This is a genomic window from Pseudomonas sp. BN607 (assembly GCF_029871175.1).
Lineage (GTDB): Bacteria > Pseudomonadota > Gammaproteobacteria > Pseudomonadales > Pseudomonadaceae > Aquipseudomonas.
In genome coordinates this window covers 71563-87244 of the sequence record NZ_SSOE01000069.1, presented here as the reverse complement: position 1 = coordinate 87244, position 15682 = coordinate 71563, and the positions used below count along the sequence as shown (strand labels likewise).

Here is a 15682-nt window from a genome sequence, read left to right as displayed (position 1 = left end):
GACGCCTTAGTTCGAGTCTGGACCGTAGATGTCGAAGTTGAAGTACTTCTTCTCGATTTCTTTGTACTTGCCGTTGGCACGGATGGCGTCGATGGCCGCGTTGATGCGGTCGACGTTGGCCTTGTCGCCTTTGCGCACGGCAATGCCGATGCCGTCACCGAAGTACTTGGCGTCGGTGAAGGCCGGGCCTACGAAGGCGAAGCCCTTGCCGGCGTCGGTCTTGAGGAAGCCGTCTTCCAGCAAGGTAGCGTCAGCCACGGTGCCATCGAGGCGGCCGGCTGCCACATCCAGGTAGATTTCGTTCTGAGTGCCGTAAGGAACAACGGTGGCACCCTTGGCACCCAGCACTTCCTTGGCGAAGCGGTCGTGGATCGAGCCGCGCTGCACGCCGATCTTCTTGCCCTTGAGTTCATCCAGGCTGTCGCTGACGCTGGTGCCGTCCTTCATCACCAGGCGTGCCGGGGTCAGGTAGTAGCGCTTGGTGAAGTCGACCGATTTCTTGCGGTCTTCGGTGATCGACATGGACGACAGGATGGCGTCGATCTTGCGCACTTTCAGCGCCGGGATCAGGCCATCGAATTCCTGCTCGACCCAGGTGCACTTGGCTTTCATCTCTTCGCACAGGGCGTTGCCGATGTCGTAGTCGAAGCCGGCGATGCTGCCGTCAGGTTGCTTGAAGGCGAAGGGTGGGTAGGCAGCCTCGATGCCGATTTTCAGCGGCTTTTCATCGGCGTGCGATACCAGGGAAAACACGGACAGCGCCAGGGCGCCAAGCAGTGCAAGCTTCTTCATCAGGTAACTCCATCGGTACGGGGCAATACAAGGCAGGTAACGGCTGCCCGATATGCGAATGAGTACAACGCGAGCCGCGCAGGGTTCGACCAAGGCCGCATACCACGAGCGAGTGAGTGGCATTTTAACGACAGCCCGGTAGTCGATATTTCTTCAAAGCGACAACTACTTACAGAAGCGCCTGAAACCGCTGCGGGCGATGTTGACAGCCATTGCAAAATATGCAAAAGCGCAAGAAATAGAACCTATAGACCTAGCAATTCCTGGGCCTATTATTGGCAAAGCCTTGAACTACGGCAAGTGTAGCGTGCTGTGTTGCACAAAATGGCTAAAGGAATGCACCGAAACGGGCCGGAATTGTTTCCTGAAGCCCCGATAGTGTGCAGGGGCGGTGACAGAACGGTTACCGATGATTGTCGGGTAACAGTAAAGCAAAAACCCCGCCGGTTGCCCGGGCGGGGTTTGTGGACTGCCTCAAACTTTACGGGATCGTATGCGACGCGACGGTCAGGCCGAAGCCAGGTTCATGGCCTTGTGGGTATCGATCAGGTGCTGCACCACACCCGGGTCAGCCAGGGTCGAGATGTCGCCCAGCGCATCGTACTCACCCGTGGCGATCTTGCGCAGGATACGGCGCATGATCTTGCCCGAACGGGTCTTCGGCAACCCCGGCGCCCACTGGATCACGTCCGGCGAAGCGATGGGGCCGATCTCCTTGCGCACCCAGTTCTTCAGCTCCAGGCGCAGCTGCTCGTTGGCCTCTACACCGGCATTCAGGGTGACGTACACATAGATACCCTGCCCCTTGATGTCGTGCGGCACACCCACTACCGCAGCCTCGGCCACCTTCGCGTGGGCCACCATCGCGCTCTCTATCTCCGCAGTGCCCATGCGGTGGCCGGAGACGTTGAGCACGTCATCCACACGCCCAGTGATCCAGTAGTAGCCATCTTCGTCGCGGCGCGCACCGTCGCCGGTGAAGTACATGCCACGGAAGGTCTTGAAGTAGGTATCGACGAAACGGTCGTGGTCGCCGTACAACGAACGCGACTGGCCCGGCCACGAGTCGAGGATCACCAAATTGCCCTCGGCAGCACCATCGATCAGGTTGCCCAGGTTGTCCACCAGCGCCGGCACCACACCGAAGAACGGGCGAGTCGCCGAGCCCGGCTTCAGCGCCGTGGCCCCCGGCAGCGGGCTGATCAGTACGCCGCCGGTCTCGGTCTGCCACCAGGTGTCGACGATCGGGCAACGCTCCTTGCCCACGGTCTTGTAGTACCAGTTCCACGCCTCAGGGTTGATCGGCTCACCCACCGACCCCAGCAGGCGCAAGCTGGAGCCATCAGCCCCCTCAACAGCAGCCTGCCCTTCGGCCATCATGGCGCGGATAGCGGTTGGCGCGGTGTAGAGGATGTTGACCTTGTGCTTGTCGACGATCTTCGACACGCGGGTGATGTCCGGGTAGTTCGGCACCCCCTCGAACAGCAGCGTAGTGGCGCCGTTGGCCAGCGGGCCGTAGACGATATAGCTGTGGCCGGTGACCCAACCCACGTCGGCGGTGCACCAGTACACCTCGCCCGGGCGGTAGTCGAATACGCGCTCATGGGTCAGCGCGGCATACACAAGGTAACCGCCAGTGGTGTGCAGCACACCCTTGGGCTTGCCGGTCGAGCCAGAGGTATACAGGATGAACAGTGCCTCCTCGGCACCCATTTCTTTCGGTGCGCAGTGACTGGAGGCCACTTTCATCAGGTCTTCGTACCAGATGTCGCGGTGCTGGTGCCAGGCGATGTCACCACCGGTGCGCTTGCACACGATGATCTTCTGCACACTGTTGGTTTCAGGGTTGGTCAGCGCCAGGTCGACATTGCCCTTGAGCGGGGTACGACGACCACCGCGCAGGCCTTCGTCGGCAGTGATCACCACCTTGGACTTGCAGTCGATGATACGGCCGGCCAGCGCCTCGGGCGAGAAGCCGCCGAACACCACCGAGTGGATCGCACCGATACGGGCACAGGCCAGCATGGCGACCACGGCTTCGGGGATCATCGGCATATAGATGGTGACCACGTCGCCGCGGTGTACGTCCTGGCCACGCAGGGCGTTGGCAAACTTGCAGACCTGCTCGTGCAGCTCGCGGTAGGTGATGTTGCGGTGTTCGGAAGGGTCATCGCCTTCCCAGATGATGGCCAGCTGGTCGCCGCGCTCTTCGAGATGACGGTCCAGGCAGTTGGAGGAGACGTTCAGAGTGCCGTCGGCGAACCATTTGATATCGACGTGGTGGTCGTCGAAGGAGGTCTGCTTGACCTTGGTGAACGGCTTGATCCAGTCGATACGCTGGGCCTGCTCGCGCCAGAAGCCGTCCGGGTTGATCACCGATTGCTGGTACATGGCCTTGTAGGTGGCCTCGTCGGTCAGGGTAGTGGCCGCAACCTCGGGACGAACGGGATACAGTGGAGCCGCACTCATCTGTGTTACCTCGGTGTAATAGTTGTTTTTGTATGGAACCGTTTGTAACTGTACCAGAGCGACAAAAGCCATTCGACGTTGGTAGTAATTTGGCACGACCGTCCCGGCAAAGCGCTCTGGCATGCGCATTACAGCCCGCACAGAAAGAAACCGACCGGCATTGACAGCGGATTGTTACAGATTCTGCCAAAACACTTTATCAAAACACCCACTGTTTCAGCCTTGTGCACAGCCCTAAAATTCACCTCGCCAGCAACGGCAAGGCGATTAACAACTGGTAACAGCCCCCACGAAGGCACACGTTAATCTCCCTCTCATTCCGATAGTTAAAACTTGCTGTACTCGCGGCGCCATAAGCGCCGCGTGCCCCCTCACGACCTTAGACAGGTAAATAGAAAATGAAAGCTTTACTGGTATTGGTACTTGGCAGTCTTTGCGGCGCGGCGATGGCCGGCGAAGCCAAAGATGCCGAGCAGATTCCGGTTGAACAGTACAGTTACTCGCAGCACCTGGACATTGCCCGCGTCATCTCGATGAGCGAAGTGCCCAATGTGTGCGAAGTCGTGCCAGCGCGCATGACCTACGAGGACTCCCAGGGCCAGAAGCACATTCTCGAATACCGCGTGATGGGGAACGGCTGCTCTAACGGCTGATACCTTGGAATCGGGGGCCCTGCGGGCCCCTATCGCGACACAAGGCCGCTCCCACAGGTAATGCGCTCAGCCAGAGTACAGCGTATTACCTGTGGGAGCGGCCTTGTGTCGCGAAAGGACTGCAACGCAGTCCCAGGTTCTTTGCCCAACAACTAATCCGCCGACTTGTTAAGCGAGTAATCCCTCAACTTGTTGGCAATTGTCGTGTGCGAAACACCCAGTCTTTTGCCCAAGGCCCGACTACTGGGAAACTCACCTATCAAACTTTCCAGCACCGCCTTTTCAAAGCGCCCTACTATCTGCGAAAGATCCCCTTCCAGCGAAAACTCACCCAACGGTTGCCGCACGCCATAATCCGGCAAGCGGATATGCTCGCTTTTAACCACGCCGCCGTCACATAACGAAACCGCCTGGAACAAAACGTTTTCCAACTGCCTTACATTACCTGGCCAGTGGTACTGCCCAAGTTTATCCATTGCCGCCGGTGCCAGGCGCGGCATGGCGCAGCCAATCTGTCGACTGGCCTGATCGAGAAAATGCTGCACCAACCCCTCCAGGCCATCCATGCATTCCCGCAAAGGCGGAATGTGCAGCGACAACACGTTGAGGCGGTGATACAGGTCCTGGCGGAACTCGCCACGGGCACACAGTTCGGACAGGTCCACCTGGGTCGCGCAAATCACCCGCACGTCCAGGTACACCTCTTCGTCGCTGCCCACCCGGCGGAAGCAACCGTCCTGCAGAAAACGCAGCAGCTTGACCTGCAGGCGCGGGCTCATTTCCCCTACCCCGTCGAGGAACAGCGTGCCACCGGCGGTCAGCTCCAGCAGCCCGAGCTTGCCCTCCGCCCGCGCCCCTTCGAATGCCCCAGGGCCATACCCGAACAGCTCGGTCTCAGCCATCGACTCGGGCAAGCCGGCGCAGTTCAGCGCCATCAACGGCGACTGCCCACGCGGGCTGGCCAGATGGCAGGCGCGCGCCAGCAATTCCTTGCCGGTGCCGGTCTCACCCTCGATCAGCAACGGTGCATCCAGCGGTGCCATGCGCCGCGCTTCGCGCACCACGGCGGCCATGACGCGCGAACTCTGGAAGATACTGTCAAAGCCCCGCAGCTCCTGCTTGCGCACGTTGTAGATGCGCTCGCCGATACGGTCGGCACGGTGCAGGGTAAGCACGGCACCGGCCAGCGCCTCGCTTTCGTCATGCTCGGACTGCAAGGGCGCGATATCGGCCAGAAATACATCGCCCTTCACCTTGATACGCAGGCCATTGATGCGCGACTTGTTGGCCCGCACCAGTTCTGGCAGGTCGAAGTCCTCGACATAGCGTGCAAGCGGCATACCTGGCACCTCGTCCACCCGCACCCCCAGCAGCTGCGCAGCGGCGCGGTTGGCCGCGACGATGCTGCCACCCATGTCGATCGACAGCACCGGGAAGTCCAGCGCCCCTAACAGTGCATTCAGCTCCATGTGACGGCGTTCACTGGGCATCAGGCCCACACGCTTGACGCCGAACACGCCGGCTATGGCCTCGAACTTCGGCCGCAGGGCCTGGAATTGCAGGTTGATCAGGTTGGGGCAGTGTAAATAGATCGCATTGCCATGGTCACCGCCCACCTCGCCACGCAGCACATTGATGCCGTACTCCACCAGCAAATTGAGGATGTCGCGCAGGATGCCAATGCGGTTCTGGCAGTGCACTTTGATACGCATGAGGGGCTCTCGCAGCGCCAATGTTTTTCAACACCGCGCAGAAAAGTCGTAAAGATAAGCTGACAAAAACAACGAAAACGCCAGCCAGATGCCCAGGATTTTCCGACACTTGGGCAATTTTGTAAAATTATCGTTACAAAAATGAGCCTGTCGCGCTCTGCCGACCGTTGCCGGCCTCGTGCAAAACAGCCAGCGGAGGGATATTCCTTAGGTATGTCCTGCACATAACAAGAAAAGCCCTCACCAGGAGAGCCTTATGAAACAGACGCAATACGTGGCTCGCGAGCCCGATGCGCATGGTTTTATCGACTACCCGCAGCAAGAGCATGCGGTATGGAACACCCTGATCACCCGCCAGCTGAAAGTGATCGAAGGCCGCGCGTGCCAGGAATACCTGGACGGCATCGACCAGCTGAAACTGCCGCATGACCGCATTCCGCAGCTAGGCGAAGTCAACAAGGTACTGGGCGCCACGACCGGCTGGCAGGTTGCCCGGGTACCGGCGCTGATCCCCTTCCAGACCTTCTTCGAACTGCTGGCCAGCAAGCGCTTCCCGGTCGCCACCTTCATCCGCACCCCGGAGGAGCTGGACTACCTGCAAGAGCCGGACATCTTCCATGAAATCTTTGGTCACTGCCCGCTGCTGACCAACCCATGGTTTGCCGAATTTACCCACACCTACGGCAAGCTTGGCCTGGCCGCGACCAAGGAACAGCGCGTATATCTGGCGCGCCTGTACTGGATGACCATCGAGTTCGGCCTGATGGAAACCACCCAAGGCCGGAAGATCTACGGTGGCGGCATCCTCTCGTCGCCGAAGGAGACCGTCTACAGTCTGTCTGGCGAACCCGAGCACCAGGCCTTCGACCCGGTCGAAGCCATGCGTACGCCGTACCGCATCGACATCCTGCAGCCACTGTACTTCGTACTGCCGAACATGAAACGCCTGTTCGACCTCGCCCACGAAGACATCATGGGCATGGTCCACAAAGCCATGCAGCTGGGGCTGCACGCACCGAAATTTCCACCCAAGGTCGCCGCCTGAGCGACCTTGCCGATAACAACTCGAACCGGAAAAGATCTCATGAATGCCTTGAACCAAGCCCATTGCGAAGCCTGCCGCGCCGACGCCCCGAAAGTCACTGACGAAGAGCTGGCTGTACTGATTCGCGAAATTCCGGATTGGAACATCGAAGTACGTGACGGCCACATGGAGCTGGAGCGCGTGTTCCTGTTCAAGAACTTCAAGCACGCCCTGGCCTTCACCAATGCCGTGGGCGAAATCGCCGAGGCCGAAGGCCACCACCCAGGGCTGCTGACCGAGTGGGGCAAGGTCACCGTGACCTGGTGGAGCCACTCGATCAAAGGCCTGCACCGCAATGACTTCATCATGTGCGCCCGCACTGACAAGCTCGCGGAAGCCGCTGAAGGCCGTAAGTAAGCACCGAGACAAAGGGGCCAGATGGCCCCTTTTTTCATGGGGAAAATGTGCGCTGTTCGCCCGTAAAACCGACAAGCGAACGGGAAAAAATCCAAACTGTCATCCAGACTTGTGTATCCTGCCCCAGCTTTGCGAAGCTTCAAACGCGCCTGGCGCAGACTTTTCAATCACACTTGCGAGGAACGACGAGATGCATGAGATCCCGAATCTTCCCTTCCCAAGCCTGAACCCAGAAGAGCCAACCGTGACCGTTCACGCCGAACCGGCAGCTGCCGTCGAGCAGGATGGTGACGATCAACCCAGCGCTGACCAGGAATAACTGCGCATCCCCCGACTGTGTGAAAACGGCTGACCTGCGGGCCACCCCCGTCATCACGTTTTCACACCGTCCAGAACTTACGTAGGCCCCCATGCCCGACTCACCGCGCCCCCTTGCGGTCACCCTGCAAGTCGTTTCCATCGTCCTTTTCACCTTCATTGGCTACTTGAACATCGGCATCCCGCTGGCCGTGCTGCCTGGCTATGTGCACAACGACCTGGGCTTCAGCGCCGTGGTCGCCGGGCTGGTGATCAGCGTGCAATACCTGGCCACCCTGCTCAGCCGCCCTACCGCCAGCCGCATCATCGACAACCACGGCAGCAAGAAAGCCGTGATGTACGGCCTCGCCGGCTGTGGCCTCAGCGGGGTGTTCATGCTGGCCTGCGCTTTTCTCACGCACATGCCGTGGCTGAGCCTGACCTGCCTGCTGGCCGGCCGCTTGGTGCTGGGTAGCGCCGAAAGCCTGGTAGGCTCGGGCTCGATCGGCTGGGGCATTGGCCGGGTGGGCGCCGCCAACACGGCCAAGGTCATCTCCTGGAACGGCATTGCCAGCTACGGCGCACTGGCCATCGGCGCCCCCCTGGGTGTGCTGATGGTCAAGGCCCTGGGGCTCTGGAGCATGGGCGTGAGCATCATCCTGCTGTGCACGCTCGGCCTACTACTGGCCTGGCCCAAGCAGGCCGCGCCCATTGTCAGCGGCGTGCGCCTGCCGTTCCTGCGGGTGCTGGGCAAGGTGTTTCCGCACGGCTCGGGCCTCGCACTGGGCTCGATCGGCTTTGGCACCATCGCCACATTCATTACCTTGTACTACGCCAGCCGAGGCTGGGCCAATGCCGCACTAACCCTCAGCCTGTTTGGTGCCAGCTTCATCAGCGCACGGCTGCTGTTCGGCAACCTGATCAACCGGATTGGCGGTTTCAGGGTGGCGATCGCTTGCCTGTCGGTTGAAACATTAGGCTTGTTGATACTGTGGCTGGCGCCCAGCGCTGAGTTGGCGTTGGCGGGGGCCGCGCTGAGTGGGTTTGGTTTCTCGCTGGTGTTCCCGGCATTGGGCGTGGAAGCGGTTAACCAGGTGACAGCGGGCAACCGCGGGGCGGCAGTGGGGGCGTATTCGCTGTTCATCGACTTGTCGCTAGGGGTGACCGGGCCGCTGGTGGGCGCAGTGGCGGCAGGGTTCGGGTTTGCTTCGATGTTTCTGTTCGCGGCTGCGGCGGCGGCTTGCGGGCTGGTGTTGAGCTTGTATCTGTACAGGCAGGCGCGGCGGCACAGAGATCGGGTACAAGCACCCTGACGCTCGTGTTGCCTGCACTTGCCCTATTGCCGCAGCAGGGACCGCATCAATCATGACTGACGCGGCCCGCGTGGAAGCAACTGCATTGCTCAATCCTAGAATCTAGCGCGGTCGCTGTGGGCTTGGGGCTGATGCAGTACCTGTGGAAACAACTGGCTTGCTCAATTTCCAGAACATAGCGCAATCCCTGTGGGAATGGGCTTGTACCGTGTTGGATTCTTCGCGGGACAAGCCCGCTCCCACTGGTTACCCCGCAGGCTTGAGGTTGATGCAATACCAGGGGGAAACAACTGGCTTGCTCAACTTCTGGAATCTAGCGCGATCCCCTGTGGGCTTGTCCCGCGAACACCGGCGGAGCCGGTGCCATGCACCGTGTTGGATGCTTCGCGGGACAAGCCCGCTCCCACAGGTACCCCCGCAGGCTTGAGGCTGATGCAGTACCTGGGGAATCAACTGGCTTGCTCAATTTCCAGAACATAGCGCAATCCCCTGTGGGAGCGGGCTTGTCCCGCGAACACGGGCGAAGCCCGTGCCATGTACCGTGTTGGATGCTTCGCGGGACAAGCCCGCTCCCACAGGCACACCGCAGGCTTGAGGCTGATGCAGTACCTGGGGAAACAACTGGCTTGGTCAATTTCCAGAATCTAGCGCGATCCCCTGTGGGAGCGGGTTTACCCGCGAACACCGGCGGAGCCGGTGCCATGCACCGTGTTGGATTCTTCGCGGGACAAGCCCGCTCCCACAGGTACCCCCCGCAGGCTTGAGGCTGATGCAGTACCTGGGGAATCAACTGGCTTGCTCAATTTCCAGAATCTAGCGCGAGCCCTGTGGAAACGGGTTTACCCGTGAATGGGCTGCCAAGCAGCCCGCCAAGGGCCTAGCGCCGGGCGTACTGCAAGACCACCTCAAGCGGGTGGCGCATTTTCCGCTCGGTCATGCGCTTGACCTGGCTACGGCATGAATAGCCCGTGGCCAGCGGCTCGCCTTCCTTGTCCAGCTTGGTCGCCCAGCTCTGCTCGAAGATGGTCCGCGAGGTTTCCTGGTTGCGCGCCTCATGCCCGTACGTACCGGACATGCCGCAGCAGCCGGTGGCTTCGGTAACCAGTTTCAGCCCCAAGCGGGCAAATACCTGCTCCCACTGCCGTGTGCTGGCCGGCACGTTGGTCTTCTCGGTGCAGTGCGCCATCAGGCGGAAGTTGCCCGGCGCGGTAGGCGCCTGTTCGGGCAGCACATCCATCAGCCACTCCTGCGGCAACAGCACCTGCGGGCAACCTTCCAGGCCTGGCACCTTCTGGTACTCCTGGCGGTAAACCAGGGTCATGGCAGGGTCCAGGCCCACCAGCGGCACGCCGCAATCCGCCAGGGCCTTGAGCTGGGTGGCATTGCGGATCGCGGCCTTGGCGAACGCACCGAGGAAGCCCTGCACGTGCAGCGGCTTGCCGTTGGCGCTGTACGGTGCCAGGAATACGCGGTGGCCCAGGCGGTGGGCCAGGTCGATGAAGGCCGACAGCAGCGGCGTTTCGAAGTAACGGGTGAAGGCGTCCTGCACCAGCACGATACTGCGCTCGCGCTGGGCAGGGGTCAGCTCACGCAGCGCCGGCACCGTGGCCACGCCAACGCGGCAGCGGGTCAGGGTGGCCTGGAAGTTGAAACGGCTGATCAGCGGGCTATCGACCATGCCGACCTTGTCAGCCAGCAGCTTGCTCACCCACTTCGACCCCATCACTGCGTTATACAGGCCTGGCGCGTGCGCCAGGTAGGGGATGGTGAACTCCAACGAGCCGATCAGGTAGTCGCGCAGCGGGCGCTGGTAGCGGCCGTGGTACAGCTCGAGGAAGCGCGAGCGGAAGTCTGGCACGTTGACCTTGATGGGGCACTGCCCGGCGCACGACTTGCACGCCAGGCAGCCGGCCATGGCGTCGTACACCTCATGGGAGAAATCAGCCTGGCCCTGGTTGCGTGCGCGATTGTTGCGCAGGCGTGCCGGCAGCCCCTTGAGCCACGACACCTTGTTGCGCGCCGCAGCCAGAACGTCGATGTTCGCTTCGCCCTGCAGGCGCAGCCACTCGCGCATCAACGAGGCACGACCCTTGGGCGAATGCTCGCGTTCGCGGGTGGCCTTCCACGACGGGCACATGGCATCGTTGGGGTCGTAGTTGTAGCAGGCACCGTTGCCGTTGCAGTGCACGGCGCTAGGGAAGTCCTGCCACACACGCTCGTCGATGGTGCGGTCGAGGTCGCCACGCAGGGTTACACCATCGACCTTGGTCAGGCCCTCGGAGCTGTCCGGTGGGGTGCAGATCTTGCCCGGGTTGAGCTGGTTGTACGGGTCGAAGGCGCCTTTCAGGCGCTGCAACGCCGGGTACAGTTCACCGAAATACTCCGGCACATATTCCGAACGCAAACCCTTGCCGTGCTCGCCCCACAGCAGGCCGCCGTAACTTTTGGTAAGCGCCGCCACGGCGTCGGAAATCGGCTTGACCAGTGCGGCCTGGGCCGGGTCTTTCATGTCAAGCGCCGGGCGCACGTGGAGCACGCCGGCATCGACGTGGCCAAACATGCCGTAGGCCAGGCCATAACCATCGAGCAGCGCGCGGAAGTCGGCAATGTAGTCGGCCAGTTGCTCCGGTGGTACAGCCGTGTCCTCGACGAAAGGCTGCGGGCGCACTTCGCCCTCGACGTTGCCCAGCAGGCCCACCGAACGCTTGCGCATGGTGTAGACGCGGGTGACCGCCTCAGCGCCCTCGGCCAGGGTGTGGCCCAGGCGCTCGACACTGGTGTCGTTCTGCAGGTGCTGGATGAACGCTTGTACCTTGGCATTGACCTCGGCTGGCTCGTCACCACAGAACTCCACCAGGTTGATCCCCAGGGTCGGGCGCTCAGGGTCGGCCGGGAAATACTCGGCAACGCTGTGCCAGACGATGTCTTTCATCGCCAGCATCAGCACCTTGGAGTCGACCGTCTCGATCGACAGCGGCTTGTGCGCCATCAGCGCATTGGCGTCACGCAGGGCATCCATGAAACTGGAGTAGCGCACGTTGACCAGCACCGCATACTTGGGGATCGGCAGCACGTTGAGCTTGGCTTCGACCACGTAACCCAGCGAGCCCTCGGCACCACACAGCACACTGTTGAGGTTGAAGCGGCCCTGCTCATCGCGCAGGTGCGCCAGGTCGTAGCCGGTCAGGCAACGATTGAGCTTGGGGAAAGTGGTCTCGATCAGCTCGGCCTGGGTTTCCTGGATGTCCCGCGCCATGCGGTACACCTCGCCAACCCGACCAGGCGCGGCGCAGGCCTGCTCCAGTGCGGCATCGTCGATCGGCAGGCTGTGCAGGCGCTCGCCGCCGAGCAGCACGCTGTGCAGCTCCAGCACGTGGTCGCGGGTCTTGCCGTAGGTGCAACTGCCCTGGCCGCTGGCGTCGGTGTTGATCATGCCGCCGACGGTGGCACGGTTGGAGGTGGAGAGCTCAGGCGCGAAGAACAACCCGTGTGGCTTGAGCGCAGCGTTGAGCTGGTCCTTGACGGTACCTGCCTGCACCCGCACCCAACGTTCCTCGACGTTGATTTCGAGAATGTTGTTCATGTGGCGCGACAGGTCGACGACGATGCCGTCGGTCAGCGACTGGCCATTGGTACCGGTACCGCCGCCGCGCGGGGTCAACTTGACCTCCCTGAAGCGTGGCTCGCCCATCAGCGTGGCGACCCGCGCCACATCGTCGGCATCCAGCGGGAACACCGCTGCCTGTGGCAGGCGCTGATAGATCGAGTTATCGGTGGCCAGCACCGTACGGGTGGCATAGTCGGCACTGATCTGGCCACGGAAGCCGCTATGGCGCAGGGCTTCAAGGAATTCGGGGTAGTTGGCGCTCGGTGCAACGGTCGACAGCTGGGCGATCATCGAAGGATGGCCTCTTGATATTGGCTAATTCACGGGATTCCTGACGCCCCGGCATGGGTTCAGGCATGCGGGGATGACGTATAGGCCAATGTTCCTGTAGTTTGGCTTCAGGGGCAAACGGATAATCCTGCCGCTATCAATGACTTTTATGAATGAATTACCGCCACTTGACACCTTCCATGTCGCTGCTGCTGGCATTCGAGGCCGCCGCCCGGCATGAAAGCTACACCCGCGCCGCTGCCGAATTGTCGCTGACCCAAAGCGCGGTCAGCCGGCAAGTGCAGGCACTGGAACAACAACTGGGCCTGACCCTGTTCCGCCGCGAAGGCCGCCAGGTGCAGCTTACCGATGTCGGCCGCCTGTACCAGCGCGAGCTCAGCGAGGCACTGGGGCGCATCCGCAGCGCCACATTGCAGGCGCTGGCCTACCAGTCCGGGGTGGGTACCCTGCGCCTGGCCACCCTGCCGACATTCGGCTCGAAATGGCTGTTGCCGCGACTGCACGCGTTCTACAGCGCTCACCCGGGTATGCTGGTGCACATCCATTCACGCATCGAAGCCATCAACTTCGACACCAGCGAGATCGATGCCGCCATCGGCGTGGCCAGCCACGACCTGCCAGGGCTGATCTGCCATCGCCTGCATGCCGAGGAACTGGTGGTGATTCTGCCGCCGCAGGCCGCTGCCGACAGTAAAAACTGGAGCCCGGCCAGGATCAGCGAGGAGGTGCTGCTCAACGTGGCCAACAACCCGCATGCCTGGGGCGAGTGGTTCTCGCACCACGGCCTGCCCCACCGAGCGATGCGCCTGGGGCCCAGTTTCGAGCTGACATCGCACCTGATCCAGGCCGTGCGGGCCGGGATCGGAATCGGGCTGGTGCCGCGCATACTGGTGGAGGAAGAACTGGCCAAGGGTGAGCTGCACAGCCCGGGGGTGGCGTTTGCCAGCCAGCGCAGCTATTACCTGATCTACCCGCCGAGGAATGAGGCGCTGCCGTCGCTGCGAGCATTCAGGGGATGGTTGCTGGAACAGATCTGATTGTCGCCTGTACCCGCGCACCGGCAACAAAAAACCCGAAGCCACTCACGTGACTCCGGGTTTTGGCATACCGCCTAGGGTGCCTTACTTGGCCACAGTCTCAACGGTACCGCCCGCATTCAGCTGGCGACGCTGCTTGAGCATGTACACCACGAACATCGCAATCAGCCACACCGGGATCGCGTACACCGACACCTGGATACCCGGAATCATCAGCATGATGCCGAGGATCAGCACCACGAAGGCCAGTACCACATAGTTACCGTACGGGTACCACAACGCCTTGAACAGCGGCTTCTGGCCGGTACGGTCGAGGTGCTGGCGGAACTTCAAGTGCGAGTAGCTGATCATCGCCCAGTTGATCACCAGGGTGGCTACTACCAGCGACATCAGCAGTTCCAGGGCGTTTTGCGGCATCAGGTAGTTGAGCAGCACGGCAACGAAAGTCACGGCAGCCGACACCAGGATCGAACGCACAGGCACGCCGCGCTTGTCGACTTTGGCCAGCGATGCCGGTGCATCGCCCTGCTCGGCCATGCCCAGCAGCATACGCGCGTTGCAGTAGGTACCACTGTTGTACACCGACAGCGCCGCAGTCAGTACCACGAAGTTCAGCAGGTTGGCTGCCACATCACTGCCCAGCAACGAGAACACCTGCACGAACGGGCTGCTGCCATAGCTGCCACCCGAAGCGTCGATGCTGGCGACCAGGTTGTCCCAAGGGGTCAGCGACAACAGCACCACCAGGGCACCGACATAGAAAATCAGGATGCGGTAGATGACCTGGTTGATCGCCTTGGGGATCACGGTCTTCGGCTTGTCGGCCTCGGCAGCGGTAAAGCCGAGCATTTCCAGGCCACCGAAGGAAAACATGATGAAGGCCAGGGCCATTACCAGCCCGCTGACGCCATTCGGGAAGAAGCCGCCGTGCGACCACAGGTTGGCCACGGTGGCGTCAGGGCCGCCGCTGCCGCTGGTCAGCAGGTAGGCACCCAGGCCGATCATGCTGACGATGGCCACCACCTTGATGATGGCAAACCAGAACTCGGCCTCTCCGAAGAACTTCACGTTCATCAGGTTGATGGCGTTGATCAGCACGAAAAACGCTGCGGCGGTCACCCAGGTCGGGATCTCCGGCCACCAGTAGTGAACATACTTGCCGACCGCCGAGAGCTCCGACATGCCCACCAGAATGTACAGCACCCAGCAGTTCCAGCCCGACAGGAAGCCGGCGAAACCGCCCCAATAGGTGTGGGCGAAATGGCTGAACGAGCCGGCCACCGGCTCTTCGACGATCATCTCGCCAAGCTGGCGCATGATCATGAAGGCGATGAAGCCGCAGATAGCGTAGCCAAGGATCATCGACGGGCCGGCGGATTTCATCACGCCTGCCGAGCCGAGGAACAGGCCGGTACCAATCGCGCCGCCGAGGGCGATCAACTGGATGTGGCGGTTCTTCAGGCCCCGTTTGAGCTCGCCTGAATGCATGTTTTGTCCACTCATGAACGAAGTCACCTGCATTGTTTTTATCTGTGACGGAATCGGACCCACCGCGCTCGTGGCGCAGCGGAATGGGCAAGGTGGTTACCTTGGGTTTCTTGACCTCAGGTGCCGCCGGGGCGGGTCAACCAGGCGTGATCAAGAGTGCGCGGTACGCAAGAGGGTCACAGGTAAAACGCGGCGCACTGTATACCCCTGCAAGCGCGCAGGCGTCAACGCGTTGCATCGTTTCCTTGGGAAAAAACGCAGCGATCCTGTGGTATGGGCCTTGATAGGCAACGTGATCGGCGTACATGGCGCCTCCATTTGTTGTTTTGTCAGCCGGCCTCTTCGGGCAGGCTCTTGCACACGGCAATGGCGGCTATAACACCGTGGGGCGGGGGTTTGGGCAAGGGTGGGCAGGACATGGGCGGGGCATTGCCAGCGTCAAGAGCGGCAAGGTTTGTTTACAAGATCGGGCATATTCTGAAATGCAGGCTGAAATAAGCCAGGCTTGTATAGTTTTATTTACAAGGCGGTTCAAGAACTTGCCAGTCATCCGAAAAATTCTTTTTCTTCAATATCTTGAGG

At 61.2% G+C, this 15682-nt stretch carries 11 protein-coding genes; 6 read left to right on the top strand and 5 right to left on the bottom strand.

The window, feature by feature from the left end:
- Positions 1–6 precede the first annotated feature (6 nt).
- Positions 7–792: an ABC transporter substrate-binding protein gene (locus E8E68_RS26290; RefSeq protein ID WP_110743658.1), complete on the bottom strand. Its 786-nt coding sequence runs from the start codon at positions 790–792 to the stop codon at positions 7–9.
- Positions 793–1299: 507 nt separating this feature from the next.
- The gene (gene acs / locus E8E68_RS26285) at positions 1300–3261 is read right to left on the bottom strand and encodes an acetate--CoA ligase (protein WP_110743659.1); all 1962 of its coding nucleotides are present in this window, start codon (positions 3259–3261) and stop codon (positions 1300–1302) included.
- Positions 3262–3659: 398 nt separating this feature from the next.
- On the opposite strand from acs, the gene E8E68_RS26280 reads away from it, so the two are divergent.
- The gene (locus E8E68_RS26280; protein ID WP_003254526.1) at positions 3660–3914 is read left to right on the top strand and encodes a DUF2790 domain-containing protein; all 255 of its coding nucleotides are present in this window, start codon (positions 3660–3662) and stop codon (positions 3912–3914) included.
- Positions 3915–4066: 152 nt separating this feature from the next.
- Here the strand turns inward: E8E68_RS26280 and E8E68_RS26275 are convergent, their stop codons facing one another.
- Positions 4067–5626: a sigma-54-dependent transcriptional regulator gene (locus E8E68_RS26275; RefSeq protein WP_110743660.1), complete on the bottom strand. Its 1560-nt coding sequence runs from the start codon at positions 5624–5626 to the stop codon at positions 4067–4069.
- 256 nt (positions 5627–5882) lie between these two features.
- Here E8E68_RS26275 and phhA point away from each other — a divergent pair, with 256 nt between their 5' ends.
- From phhA to E8E68_RS26255, 4 genes are all read left to right on the top strand, one after another.
- Positions 5883–6671 carry a phenylalanine 4-monooxygenase gene (gene phhA, locus E8E68_RS26270; RefSeq protein ID WP_266028852.1) on the top strand — a complete coding sequence of 263 codons (789 nt, stop codon included), beginning with the start codon at positions 5883–5885 and terminating at the stop codon, positions 6669–6671.
- A 39-nt stretch (positions 6672–6710) separates the two neighbouring features.
- Positions 6711–7067, top strand: coding sequence for a 4a-hydroxytetrahydrobiopterin dehydratase (locus E8E68_RS26265; RefSeq protein ID WP_110743662.1), 357 nt, complete (start codon positions 6711–6713; stop codon positions 7065–7067).
- Positions 7068–7257: 190 nt separating this feature from the next.
- Complete coding sequence (locus E8E68_RS26260) at positions 7258–7386, top strand: hypothetical protein (RefSeq protein ID WP_256590512.1); 129 nt, start codon at positions 7258–7260, stop codon at positions 7384–7386.
- Positions 7387–7477: 91 nt separating this feature from the next.
- Positions 7478–8677 (top strand): MFS transporter, encoded by a 1200-nt coding sequence (locus tag E8E68_RS26255; protein ID WP_280346186.1) that lies wholly within the window; start codon positions 7478–7480, stop codon positions 8675–8677.
- Positions 8678–9554: 877 nt separating this feature from the next.
- On the opposite strand, the gene E8E68_RS26250 is transcribed toward E8E68_RS26255, so the two are convergent.
- A complete protein-coding gene (locus tag E8E68_RS26250) occupies positions 9555–12575 on the bottom strand; it encodes an FAD-binding and (Fe-S)-binding domain-containing protein (protein WP_280346184.1) in 3021 nt (1006 codons plus the stop codon).
- 152 nt (positions 12576–12727) lie between these two features.
- Between E8E68_RS26250 and E8E68_RS26245 the strand changes: the two genes are divergently transcribed.
- A complete protein-coding gene (locus tag E8E68_RS26245) occupies positions 12728–13612 on the top strand; it encodes a LysR substrate-binding domain-containing protein (protein WP_266028849.1) in 885 nt (294 codons plus the stop codon).
- Between the two features lie 84 nt (positions 13613–13696).
- Here the strand turns inward: E8E68_RS26245 and E8E68_RS26240 are convergent, their stop codons facing one another.
- Entirely contained in the window at positions 13697–15115 is a 1419-nt protein-coding gene (locus E8E68_RS26240) for an amino acid permease (protein WP_266028848.1), read from the bottom strand.
- Positions 15116–15682: the final 567 nt, after the last annotated feature.